The sequence below is a fragment of the Methylomonas sp. PHL2-19 genome (genome assembly GCF_059331595.1).
In genome coordinates this window covers 3,990,018-4,002,284 of sequence record NZ_CP196839.1, presented here as the reverse complement: position 1 = coordinate 4,002,284, position 12,267 = coordinate 3,990,018, and the positions used below count along the sequence as shown (strand labels likewise).

The 12,267-nt window shown below is 51.6% G+C and carries 10 protein-coding genes; 8 read left to right on the top strand and 2 right to left on the bottom strand.

Going from position 1 to position 12,267, the window contains the following annotated elements; translation table 11 throughout:
- Positions 1-41: 41 nt before the first annotated feature.
- Together xdp1 and prsT are read right to left on the bottom strand one after the other, a co-directional pair.
- A complete protein-coding gene (xdp1, locus tag ACR02O_RS18400; RefSeq protein WP_319960587.1) occupies positions 42-800 on the bottom strand; it encodes an exosortase-dependent surface protein XDP1 in 759 nt (252 codons plus the stop codon).
- A gap of 234 nt (positions 801-1,034) precedes the next feature.
- Complete coding sequence (gene prsT, locus ACR02O_RS18395) at positions 1,035-3,836, bottom strand: XrtA/PEP-CTERM system TPR-repeat protein PrsT (RefSeq protein WP_494522139.1); 2,802 nt, start codon at positions 3,834-3,836, stop codon at positions 1,035-1,037.
- 208 nt (positions 3,837-4,044) lie between these two features.
- Between prsT and ACR02O_RS18390 the strand changes: the two genes are divergently transcribed.
- The 8 genes from ACR02O_RS18390 to fliJ are packed head-to-tail and all read left to right on the top strand — an operon-like array spanning position 4,045 to position 12,247.
- Positions 4,045-5,250 (top strand): sensor histidine kinase, encoded by a 1,206-nt coding sequence (locus ACR02O_RS18390; protein WP_494522138.1) that lies wholly within the window; start codon positions 4,045-4,047, stop codon positions 5,248-5,250.
- Positions 5,237-6,619, top strand: a complete 1,383-nt coding sequence (locus ACR02O_RS18385; RefSeq protein WP_425257011.1) for a sigma-54-dependent transcriptional regulator — start codon at positions 5,237-5,239, stop codon at positions 6,617-6,619. Before ACR02O_RS18390 ends, ACR02O_RS18385 begins: the two co-directional genes overlap by 14 nt.
- Positions 6,620-6,674: 55 nt before the next feature.
- Positions 6,675-6,986, top strand: coding sequence for a flagellar hook-basal body complex protein FliE (gene fliE, locus ACR02O_RS18380; RefSeq protein ID WP_033157335.1), 312 nt, complete (start codon positions 6,675-6,677; stop codon positions 6,984-6,986).
- Positions 6,987-7,003: 17 nt separating this feature from the next.
- A complete protein-coding gene (gene fliF / locus ACR02O_RS18375; protein ID WP_171694692.1) occupies positions 7,004-8,755 on the top strand; it encodes a flagellar basal-body MS-ring/collar protein FliF in 1,752 nt (583 codons plus the stop codon).
- On the top strand, positions 8,748-9,758 hold the full coding sequence (fliG, locus tag ACR02O_RS18370) for a flagellar motor switch protein FliG (protein WP_033157336.1): 1,011 nt from the start codon (positions 8,748-8,750) through the stop codon (positions 9,756-9,758). The genes fliF and fliG overlap by 8 nt, the downstream gene beginning before the upstream one ends.
- Positions 9,745-10,449 carry a flagellar assembly protein FliH gene (locus ACR02O_RS18365; protein ID WP_319960583.1) on the top strand — a complete coding sequence of 235 codons (705 nt, stop codon included), beginning with the start codon at positions 9,745-9,747 and terminating at the stop codon, positions 10,447-10,449. Before fliG ends, ACR02O_RS18365 begins: the two co-directional genes overlap by 14 nt.
- A complete protein-coding gene (fliI, locus tag ACR02O_RS18360; RefSeq protein WP_033157338.1) occupies positions 10,446-11,795 on the top strand; it encodes a flagellar protein export ATPase FliI in 1,350 nt (449 codons plus the stop codon). Before ACR02O_RS18365 ends, fliI begins: the two co-directional genes overlap by 4 nt.
- Positions 11,795-12,247 carry a flagellar export protein FliJ gene (gene fliJ, locus ACR02O_RS18355; protein ID WP_101051562.1) on the top strand — a complete coding sequence of 151 codons (453 nt, stop codon included), beginning with the start codon at positions 11,795-11,797 and terminating at the stop codon, positions 12,245-12,247. Before fliI ends, fliJ begins: the two co-directional genes overlap by 1 nt.
- The last annotated feature ends 20 nt before the right edge of the window (positions 12,248-12,267 follow it).

Genomic DNA, 12,267 nt, shown 5'->3' with positions numbered 1-12,267 from the left:
TTGGTCTGGAAGACGGTTTCTTATTTAGAGCTTCTGTGCGCTTATGCGGCCAAGGCTTGAGTTTTGCGATTCATTCTCCAGCCCAGCATGCCGCCAGCCAGCAACAACAGGCTGGTTGGCTCCGGCACGCTGCCGGCACCGCCGCCACCGCCTGGCGTTCCTGATGTGCCTTCAAGCTTGGTGAGCTTGAAGTAGTCGTTGCTGTTGTCGACGTTAGAGTCTCCCAAGCCGGAACCCCATCTGCTGCTGTACGCGCTAATCAGCCAAAGACTTGAAGACAGGCTGTTTGGGTTGATGTCTTCAGCCACGTCGCCAACGGTATTGTAACTACCTACGAATTCCCAGCTGTTGCTAAGAAGACTGGAAATACTTTTTCCGGAAATATCTGCTGCGCCAGTAAGCGCACCGGTAGCCGGTACCGTGCCTTTGTATCTGAGAACCGATATATCTGAGTCGTAGGCCGTGGTATCCGGCCAACCGACAGTTAGTTTGTCTAAAATCGTGCTGCCATCAAACCGAAATAGTACCGCTTCGATTCTGCCGTTGTTATCAACCGCATGGTCTGGGTAGCTATTTGTCGTCTCCGAGCCGCTTAATACACCCAGGCCGTTAGCACTACCGTACCAAGCTAGTGTGGCTGCTGAAAAAGTTGAAGTGCTTGTAGTCCCAACTGAGTATGCAGCCATACTTTGAATGCCCGTCGGTGTCACTGAACTAGTACCGTTTATAGTCCATATGGTGGCGTTAACCGACCACGGGGCCAGCAGCAGAGTTGCTATAGCCAAGAGTTTTAGGGTCATAATGTCCTCGCAATTTTTGAAATTTTACCTTCCGGTATTGTCTTCGTCGGCCTGGAAATAACCATTGTACTATTGGTCATGAACAAAGTTTTACGGTCTGTTTATATCTGAGCACTTATTGGGCCATAGTAAAAATTATTATTCTAATACAATGCGTTAATTGTTTTTTTGTGAATAAAATAAGTCGGCGATTACGCATGGTGTAAAAAATTACGACATGTTTTGAAAAATCGACTATCTGCTCAGCTTTTCAAGCAGTGCTTTGGCTTGTTCGCGGCCATTGAAAATAGCTTCGCCTTTTAGCGCTTCTTGTAATTCTTGCTTAGCCTCTTCCTGGCGTTGCAACTGATTGAGGGCAACTGCGATATGGTAGCGTATCTCAGAATCTTGCGAGAGTAGTGAGTGTGCATTTCGTAAGTAATGAAGCCCCTGTTCTATTTGTCCCGTGTTAACCAGAATCCAGCCCAAGGTGTCGTTCGTTGCCGGTTGGTCAGGAGCCAATTTATGGGCCTGTTCGGCAATCGACAAGGCTTTGCTGTTGCCGTTATTGAGATATACATAAGCAAGGTTGTTCAGGAACTGCGGTTCGTTGGGGAATTGTTTCAATAGCTCGACGTAGTACTTTTCCGCCTCTTTAAACTTTCCGCTTTTCAGTAATTCGTTTGCAAAGGCTGCCATCGGTAGCTGGTCTTGAGGATGCTTTTTGACCCACTGATCCAGTAAATTGTAGGCTTTGTCCGGCTGATCGATTTTTTTCAAATTTTCATAAAGCAGCATCAATGAAGCTGTATCCGGCTCCAGCTCGAAAGCTGTTTGGTAATGGCTGTTGGCCAAACTAAGGTTTTTGTCATGATCGGCGATGTTTCCCAATAGTCGGTGGGGAAAGGCGCGTTTGGGATATTGTTTTAACAGGCTTTCTGCGCGGCTCAACGCGAATACCGGTTTCCCATGGAGCAGTTCCATTTCCACCAAGGCAATTTGCGAAGGTATATGATTTTCGTCGACCAAAACGGCTTTTTTCAAGGTCTTTATGGCTTCAAAATAATCGCCTGCATCTATTTGATAACGAGCAGCTTTGTAAAGTTGTTTGACATTAAACCGGGCTTGGTCAGCCATGCGGATAAATACACCTAAGGCTTTGTCCTTATTGTTATTAGCCAAGTAACTTCGAGCCAGGGCGTCCATAACCTGGGGGTTGTTCTTGTCGATCACTTCCGCTGCTTGTGCGGCGGCATTAGCCTCAGCAGCTTTGCCCATCTTCAGATTCAACTCAACCAAAGCCAAAAGAGTCGGTAATGATTTTTGATCAATCATCTTCGCTTTTGCCAGCCAGTCATTGGCTAGCTCATAGCGTCCGGCACTTTGTTCGACTTTGGCCAGCTCAATAAGAATATCTATGTCCCCCGGATGATTCTGCTGCAAGGTTTGCAGGCGCTGTCTGGCTTGATCAAGTTTGTTCTCGCCGACGTCCAGTTTACTTAGGTTGATTTGCGCGTCGAGAAAATTGGGGTTCAGTTCAATCGCCTTCTCGAAACTTTGCCGGGCCAGCTTATATTGCCCGGTATTGACTTGAGCGGTCCCCAGTAAATTTAGTAGTGTAAAGTTTTTCGACGCTTTTTCATGCAGGGCTTGTGCGGTTTTCAACGCTTTTTCCGGTTCGCCACGGCTCATGTAAAGTGCCACGAGAGGAATACCGGCCTTGACCGCATCCGGATTTTTTTTGAATGCCACTTCAAGGTCTTGAACTGCTGCCTGTTCCTGGCCCATTGCTAATCGGTTAAGGCCTATTTCGGCTTGTAGGCTGCCACTGTCATTGCCTAAAGCAGCGGCTTTTCCAAACATATTATTAGCCATATCGTGTTTGCCGGCCTGCATGAAAGCGCTTCCCAATAAAAATGCCAGACGCTGATCCTGGGGATTGCGGATTTGCACCGGGCGGAGCAGATCAATAGCTTGCTCGGGTTCGTTTTTTTGTAAAAGTATGGTGGCCAACAATTTATACGTGCCTGATTGTTCCGGGTATTGCTTAACGTACAGACGCAAATACTCCGCTGCCAAGTCGTATCGTTGCAGGCTGTAGTTAACCAAGCCGGAGAGCATTAAAGTCGGACCATGTGCCGATAAATATTCCGGTTTGATGCCGGTGATGATGTCGGCCGCCACTTCCAATTCTTTGGTCGCCGCTTCTTTCTGGTTATTGCGTTCGAGTAAAACCGCATGTAGATAGGCTGCTTTCGGTTCAAATGGATAAGCCCGGCGCACATATTCCAAATCTTGCCGTGCCCGATCATCTTGCTTCAAGTCCATTAACAGGCCTGCTCTGGCAAGCCGTGTGTCTACGTGATCGGGGTTGAGCTCAATTGCTTTGTCGTAAAATTTTAAAGCTTCATCCAGTTCCATGTTGGCATGCTTGATCGAGCCTTTTGTATACCAAACGCCGGCATCGCTGGCTTGGATTTGTATGGCTTTCTCGGCAGCTTGATCGGCGCCTTTAATGTCGCCACGCTTTAACAGGGCATTCGCGCGCCCGATTGTGGCGTTCACCTGATTGGGAGCAATTTGCAAGGCAATGTCGAATTCATTCAGCGCTTCGCTGATTAGATTGAGTTGCAGGTATGCGTTACCGCGGTAAACATGCAAAACCGGACGCAAACCGCTATTGAACTGCGCCGGATCGATTTCCTTCAATAGGTCGTTGTAACGGATTTGGTAGGTATAGAGCTTGGCCAGGTTTTCCGCAATTAAAGATGGGTCCGCGCCTAATTGTTTGGCTAAGCCAAGTTGGACTTCTGCTTCCGTCAACGATTTCTGTTGCAAGTAAATTTCGCCAAGCAGCATGTGAGCCGAAACATATCTTTCATTTTGCTGCAGCGCATTCTTTAACTGGATGATCGCTTCGGCGTTGTTCTGATTTCTGTAGGACTGTAACGCCTCTTCGTAAAACTTGCCGGCTTGGATGTCATCGGCAAAGCTTATCTGTACGGGGCTGAGCGCGAGAATCAGCAGTAATTTATTGAGTGGGAGATGGGATTTCATCGGATGTTTGCGCATAGCGAAATTGGGAGTTGCTCAAGTGTGCACATAGCATAGTCGCAAAGCCAACTCGTCACCAGTCCGGAGCTAATAGCCGGCTTCTTGTCGTCAAAAACTTGACTGGGTGCATTTAAGATGATGATTTTAAATGTAAATTTAAATGGTCTAAATTTTGCTTTTAGCGTCTAGACAATCAATTAGGCGACTAAATATGGGTACTTTAGAGCTGCATCAACAACAAAAAACCGAGCGCTTGACCGATGCATTCCGGATATTTAACGAACTTTCAGAAAATCTGGCGCATTCTTACCAAGGTTTGGAAGAGCAAGTAGCTAAGCTGAATCGCGAGTTGCAGGCCGCGCGTAGCGAGCGACTAAACACGCTGATCGAGAAGGAAAAGCTCGCCAGTCGCTTGCAACAGATTCTGGCGGCCTTGCCGGCGGCAGTGGTTGTGCTTAATTCGCACGGTTTAGTCATCGATTGCAATGTCCATTCCGTGGACTTTCTGGGTGAACCTTTGCTGGGCCAATTGTGGTCGAGTGTGGCTGCGCGCAGTTTGCAACCGGTGTTCGAATCGCCGCATGAACGACAGCTCCGAGACGGACGTAAAGTCAATATCACTCATAGTTCATTGGGTAACGATAACGAGCAAATTATTTTGTTATCGGATGTCAGCGAATTGCGTTCCTTACAAGACACGCTGGCTCAGCATAAGCAGCTAAGCGCCATGGGCGAAATGGTGGCCGGTCTGGCGCATCAGGTGCGCACGCCGCTGGCGACTGCGATTTTGTATGCGTCGCAAATGAGCAAACCCGCGATAAGCGATGAAAAACGCCAACAGTTCTCCGAGAAAATTTTAGAACGCCTGCATCACCTGGAGCGCCAAGTGAACGACATGCTGATTTTTGCTAAACAGGGTCGAATGGCCATGCAAAGCTTTTCATTGCGGCGGCTACTGGCGCATCTTGCCGAAGCGGCTGATAGTTTTGCCTGCGAATTTAGCATTGAAAATCGCATCAGCACCGATCAGTTACTTGGCAATGAGGATGCGCTGCGAGGAGCGCTACTGAATTTAATCAATAACGCGGCCGAGGCGGGTGCGCGCAACATTGCATTAACGGTCCGGCGTAGCGATTTAGGCTGCATCGACATCAAGGTGACGGATGATGGGCCCGGTATAGCCCAAGCCCAGCAAACTAAATTATTCGAACCGTTCTACACCACCAAATCCAATGGCACCGGCTTGGGGTTGGCGGTGGTGGACAGTGTGGCACGCGCCCATGGCGGCAGTGTCATATGCCGTTCGACGCCGGGGCTGGGGACGAGTTTTAGTTTGAGTCTGCCCTGTGTCAGTCAATACACCCTCGGCTTATCCGTCGGTCATGCCAAAATGGAGCAAAATGATGAAACAGTATGATGTACTTATCGTCGAAGACGACATGGCTTTATGCGAGGCCCTATGCGATACCTTGGAAATTGAAGGCTATCGGGTCATCTCCGCTAAACACGGTATCGAGGCTTTGAGCCAATTAGCCAAGCATCCGGTCCGGCTGGTGGTCAGCGATGTGCAAATGCCGGTGATGGACGGTTTTCAGCTGTTACAGAATATTCAGCAAAAGTTCGAACAGTTACCTGTGTTGCTGATGACGGCTTACGGCACCATTCCCAAAGCGGTGGAAGCTATGCAATCCGGTGCGGCCGACTATCTGATCAAACCGTTCGAAGCCGGGATGTTGGTCGATAAGGTGGCGTCGTTGATTACGCGGCAAGCTCCTGTGGTTAACGAGCGGGTGGTGGCTGACGAGAGCATGAAAAAGCTTTATGCCTTGGCCAGTAAAGTTGCCAAAACCGACGTGACCATGTTGCTGGAAGGCGAGAGCGGTACCGGTAAGGAAGTGCTGGCCCGTTACGTTCATCGCAACTCGCATTATCATGCCGGCCCGTTCGAGGCTATTAATTGCGCGGCGATTCCGGAAAACATGCTGGAAGCGATGTTGTTCGGTTATGAAAAAGGCGCATTTACCGGCGCTATTCAATCGGCGCCCGGCAAGTTCGAGCTGGCGCAAGGCGGCACCTTATTACTGGACGAGATTTCCGAGATGGATATTTCGCTGCAAGCCAAATTGCTGCGGGTGTTGCAGGAAAAAGAGGTTGAACGCCTGGGTAGCCATCGCAAAATTGCGCTGAACGTCAGAATTTTGGCGACTACCAATCGCAAATTAAAAGAGTATGTGCAGGATGGCCGGTTTCGCGAAGATCTTTATTTCCGCTTGAGCGTATTTCCACTCAAAATTCCGCCGCTCCGGGAACGGACGGGCGACATTTTGCCGTTGGCGCTGGAGTTGTTGCACAAACATAGTCCGTCTGGGAAAGCGGTTGGCGGCTTTGACGAGGCGGCCATGATCAAGTTGTCTGAATACAGTTGGCCGGGTAATGTCAGAGAGTTGGAAAACGTGGTGCAGCGGGCCTTGATCCTGCAAAGCCGGCATCAAATTGGCGCCGACGACCTGATTTTTGAGGAAGATATGTTGGTTTTGCCGAGTTTGCCCGCTGCTGTGCAAAGTCTTGCCGTAGAATCGCGGCAAACCGACGGCGAGAATAGCCCTTTCGAACTCGGCAGCTTGGGCGACGGCGTGCGTTCGGCTGAGGAAAAAATCATTTTGCAAATGTTACGCGACGTCAGCGGTAGCCGGAAAACCACAGCCGCCAAGCTGGGGATCAGTCCGCGTACTCTGCGTTACAAAATTGCGCGGATGAAAGAAGCGGGAGTGATGGTACCAGGTTAAATTTTGGCTTGAAAAATGCTTATGCTAAGCAAGGCAACCTAAAAGAGTCATTATCATGTCAGATATGAATGTTAACCAAGTGCTCGCCCAGATGCGGGCCATGTCCATAGAGGCCGGTGCCAAGCCACAGCCTAGCGACACCTCCGGCGATTTTGCCGCCATGTTGAAACAATCCATCGACGCAGTGAATAACACTCAGCAAACCGCCAGCGGTTTGGCTAAATCCTTTGAGATGGGTCAGAGCGACGTCAGCTTGGCGGAAGTGATGATTGCCTCGCAAAAAGCCAGCGTTTCCTTTCAGGCCATGCTCCAGGTGCGTAATAAACTGGTGGATGCTTATAAGGACGTGATGGGCATGTCAATGTAGGCAGCGGAAGATAAGCCATGAGCGAACTAGACAGAAATCTACCGATGGAGGCCCATACCCAATCAAGTATGGCAAACGCCGACAAAATGCACCCTGCTTTGAAAAGCCTGAGCAAAATGCCGATGGTGCGCCAGCTGGGTCTGATGCTGGGTTTGGCGCTCAGCGTGGCAATAGGCGTGGCGGTCGTGTTGTGGTCGCAGGCCCCGTCTTACGATTTACTGTTTTCCGGCGTGGCGGAAAAAGATTCTGCGGAAATTCTCGATGCGCTGAGCAAGTTAAATGTCGATTACAAGGTCGAAACCGGCTCCGGCGCGATCATGGTGCCGGCCGATAATGTCCGGGAGCTGAAATTGAAACTGGCCGCGCAAGGCTTGCCGCGCAGCGCCAGCCTGGGCTACGAACTGCTGGATAAAGACAACGGCTTCGGCGCCAGCAAAAATGTCGAGCAAATGCGTTTTCAACGCGCATTGGAAGGCGAAATTGCCCTGACGATTCAAACCATTCAAAACGTCAAATCCGCAAAAGTGCTGCTGGCTATTCCGGTGCAATCGGTATTTGTCCGGGAACGCAAAAAGCCCAGCGCCTCGGTGGTCGTAGAGCTCTACCAAGGCCGCACCCTGGAAAAGGAGCAAATCGAATCCATTGTGCATTTGGTCGCTTCCAGCGTGCCATTGATGGAAGCCAGCCAGGTGACGGTTGTGGATCAGAAAGGCCGCTTGTTGAACAGCAAGGAAGGCGGCGAAGACATGTCCTTGTCCAGCAAGCAGTTCGAATACAAGAAAAATATAGAAGAGCATCTACGTGGCCGGATCGAAAACATCCTGACGCCACTGGTAGGCGGCGACGGCATGCGGGCGCAAATTTCTGCGGACGTCGATTTCACCGTCACCGAAAAAACCCAGGAAATGTTTAACCCGGATTTGCCTGCTCTGCGTAGCGAGCAAACTCAGGAAGAAAATAACTCCTTATCCAAAGTGCAAGGTGTGCCCGGCGCCTTATCCAATCAACCCCCACCCACGGGTACCGCGCCTGAAGTCGCTAGCGGCCAGGAAAAACAAGCCGCCGCAGAATCCGGTTCCGGCTCGTCCAACAAAACCGCGACTCGTAATTACGAACTGGATAAAACCATTACTCATACTAGACTGGCCACAGGTGCCTTAAGACGCTTGTCGGTGGCGGTAGTGGTGGACGACAAAAAAGTGGTGCAAGCCGACGGTAAAGCGACCTTAGTAGCTTACTCGCAAGAAGATCTGAATCAACTTCGCGACTTGGTCAAACAGGCAGTGGGTTATGATAACAGCCGCGGCGATCAGGTAACGGTCACCAATGTCGCGTTTAGATTGCCCGATGCTCTGGAAGAAGTCCCTTCCGAACCCATCTGGCAACAACCCTGGTTTGCCAGCGCGCTGAAACAATTGGCCGCCGTTGCTGTGGTGGTGTTGCTGATCATGGGGGTATTGCGTCCCGGCCTGCGCACCTTGGTGGCGAAGGAAGAACAGTTAGAAGCCCTTGAGCAAGCCAAAGCAATCGCGGAAGCGACGGGTGGTGTGGTGCGTTTCGACGAGACCGGCAAGCCGGTGGCTGTGGCGGTGTCGGTGGATGAAGAAACCGGCGAGGTGCGCACCATCACCACTGGCGTGGAGGATTTATTGTTACTCGAAGCGCCGCAAAGTTACGAAAAACGTTTGGAATATGTGCAAAAACTGATTGACGAAGATCCTAAATTGGTCGCGCAAGTGATCAAAACCTGGTTGAAAGACGATGGCTGAGCAAGAGAAATTAACGCATGCGCAACGGGCTTCGCTGCTGTTATTGGCAGTGGGGCAGGATAGAGCAGCCTCGGTATTGCGGCATATGGGACCGAAAGAAGTGCAATTGATCGGTTCGAACATGGCGCAGCTTGGACCGATTAGCTCGGGCATGGTTGATGAGGTATTGGAAGAATTCATCATCGAAATCAAAAACGAAACCGGCCTGGGTCTGGACTCCGACGAATACATCCGCAACATGCTGACCAACGCGCTGGGCGCGGACAAAGCCGGCAGCATCATCGACCGGATTTTGTTGGGCGCCAACAGCAAGGGTATCGAACAACTGAAGTGGATGGATACTCGGTCCATCGCCGACTTGATTCGTCTGGAACATCCGCAAATCATTTCCATAATTTTGTCCTTGCTGGATGCCGATCAGGCCGCCGACGTGCTGACCTTATTGCCGCAAAACATGCGCTCGGATATTTTGATGCGCATCGCCACGCTGGAAGGCGTGCAACCCGCCGCTTTGCGCGAGTTGGACGACATCATGGAGAAACAGTTGACCGGCAGCGACGGCGTCAAATCCTCGCAAATCGGCGGTATCGATGCAGCGGCCAATATCCTTAACTTTATCGAAAGCGGTATCAGCGATCCGATGATGCAAGACATCAACGAAGCCAACGCCGATTTGGGTCAACGTATCCAGGATAAAATGTTTGTGTTCGGCGATTTGATCAATGTCGATGATCGCGGTATTCAAACCCTGTTGCGCGAAGTGTCCACCGATCAGCTGCTGTTGGCTCTGCGCGGCGTGGAAACCGGTTTACGCGACAAAGTGTTTGCCAATATGTCCAGGCGCGCGGCGGAAATGTTGCGTGACGACTTGGAAGCTGCACCGCCTGCGCGTTTAAGCGAAGTGGAGGCCGCGCAAAAAGATATTCTGGCGATAGCCAAACGCTTGTCCGATGCGGGTGAAATAGCTTTGGGTGGCGGTGGCGGTGGCGATGAGTTCGTCTAAGGGCAATAAGTTTTCCGAGTCTGAATTACAGGCTCTGGATCGCTGGACCAATCTGCAGGATTTCAGCAACCCGCGTTCCGAAGCCGTCGAATTGGAGGAAGTAACCCAGGTTTTGACCGCCGAACAGATTGAAGAAATTCAAAAGCAGGCCTACGCAGAAGCCTTCGAACAAGGTAAGCAGCAAGGTTATGCGGACGGGCAAAAGGAAGGTTTTGAAGCTGGGCGCAAACAAGGCTATGAAGAAAGCGTGCATTTGCTGCAAAAGCAGGCGGCCGAGTTCGCCAATTTACTGGAGGCGCTCAGCGAGCCCTTCAAACAACTCGACGAGTCGGTCGAGCAGGAGTTGGTGAAATTAACCATCGCGATTGCCAGTCAGTTGATTCGCCGGGAGTTGAAGTTAGAGCCCGGCGAGATCGTCGGCGTAGTCAGGGAGGCGATCAATGCCTTGCCGCTGGCATCTCAGAAGGTCACCGTCAACTTGCACCCCGAAGACGCGGCCTTGGTCCGCACCGCGTTAAAACTCGATGAAAACATGCCGCCTTGGCGCTTACATGAAAACCCCTTGTTGAGTCGTGGCGGTTGTACCGTTGAAACTGAAATGTCCAGAATCGATGCCAGCGTCGAAAGCCGGGTAGCCGCCGTGATCGCCACCGTATTAGGCGGGGAGCGCCGCGAGGATTTTGGGCGATGATTCCCAGTGCCGACCGTTCCGACTTGTGGTTGGCGCGCTTGCAGCCGTATCGGGAAAGATTGGCTGCGGACCCGCTGGAATTGGTGGTCGAAGGCAAATTGTCGCGGATGGTGGGCTTAACCCTGGAAGCGGAAGGTTGCCGGGCGGCAATCGGTTCATTGTGTCAAGTAATTACCAAATCCGGCAAGATCATCACGGCTGAGGTCGTCGGTTTTGGCGGATCCCGCTTATTTTTGATGCCGACCGGCGATACGCACGGCCTGGAACCAGGCTGCCGTGTCATTCCCATGGGCAAGAACAGTCTGGCCAGCGTCGGTTTTGGTTTATTGGGCCGGGTGCTAGACGGTGCCGGCAAGCCCTTGGATAGTAAGGGGCCGCTGGATACCGATGCCAAGGTCTCTTTATCCGGCGTTACCATCAATCCGCTCAGCCGCAAACCGATCCGCGAGGCGTTGGATGTCGGTGTGCGGGCGATCAACGCCATTCTCAGCGTCGGCCGTGGACAGCGCATGGGCTTATTTGCCGGTACCGGCGTGGGCAAAAGCGTGTTGTTGGGGATGATGACCAAGTTTACCAATGCCGATGTGGTCGTGGTGGGATTGGTCGGCGAGCGGGGCAGGGAGGTCAACGAATTTGTGTTGAAAATTCTTGGCGAAGAAGGTTTGCGCAGAGCCGTGGTAGTCGCCTCGCCGGCTGACGACTCGCCGTTGATGCGGGTGCACGGCGCCTTGCTGGCGACCAGTATTGCCGAATATTTTCGCGACCAGGGTTTGGATGTGTTGTTGTTGATGGACTCCTTGACTCGATATGCTCAGGCGTACCGGGAAATCGCCTTGGCGATAGATGAACCGCCGGCGACCAAGGGCTATCCGCCCTCGGTGTTTGCGAAATTGCCACAATTGGTAGAGCGTGCCGGAAACGGCGATGAAGGCGGCGGTTCGATTACTGCGTTTTATACGGTATTGGCGGAAGGCGACGATACTAACGATCCGATTGCCGATGCGGCGCGGGGTGTACTGGACGGCCATGTGGTGCTGTCGCGCTCGTTGGCGGAGTCCGGGCACTATCCGGCAATCGATATTGAAGCCTCGATCAGCCGGGTGATGCCGGACATCATAGAACCGGAACATCTGCAAATGGCGCGCGATTTGCGGCGATTGTATTCCATCTATCAACAGAATAAGGATTTGATCAGCGTCGGTGCTTATCGGCCGGGAGCCGATCCGCGCATCGACAAAGCGATAGAAAAAAATCCGGCGATCATGGATTTTCTACAACAAAGCATGGACGAATCGGTGGACTTGAGCCGGAGTCTGAGCGAGTTAGCGCAATTGCTGGCGAGCTGATGAAAAAGTCGCAGCGACTGAAAGTGATTATCGACTTACATGCGCGTCAGGAACATGACGCTTTGCAGGCTTTGGGTATCTGTCAGCAAAAACTCCAAGAGCAGCAGGCCCAGCTGGAAAATTTACAAAGTTACCGTTTGGATTATTTAGGTAAGTTCGCCGTCAGACAGCAGGCGGGGATCAACATCAGTCAGTTGATGGAATTCAGGGCTTTTGCCGATAAGCTCGATCAGGCTATTGAAAGCCAGCAGCAGACGGTAAGCAACCATGAGCGCGAGGTGCAGCGGGCCCGTAAGCGCTGGGAAGAGGCGCATCAACGTACCAAAAGTTTGCAAAAAGTCAGTGAGCTGGCTTTGATTGAAGAAATGAAAGTCGAACAAAAGCGCGAGCAGGCCGAGCAAGATGACCGGGCGGCGCGATCAGGACGCAAGGATGGCACGGGAAGTGCTTGATTAAATAAAAATGTCAGGAG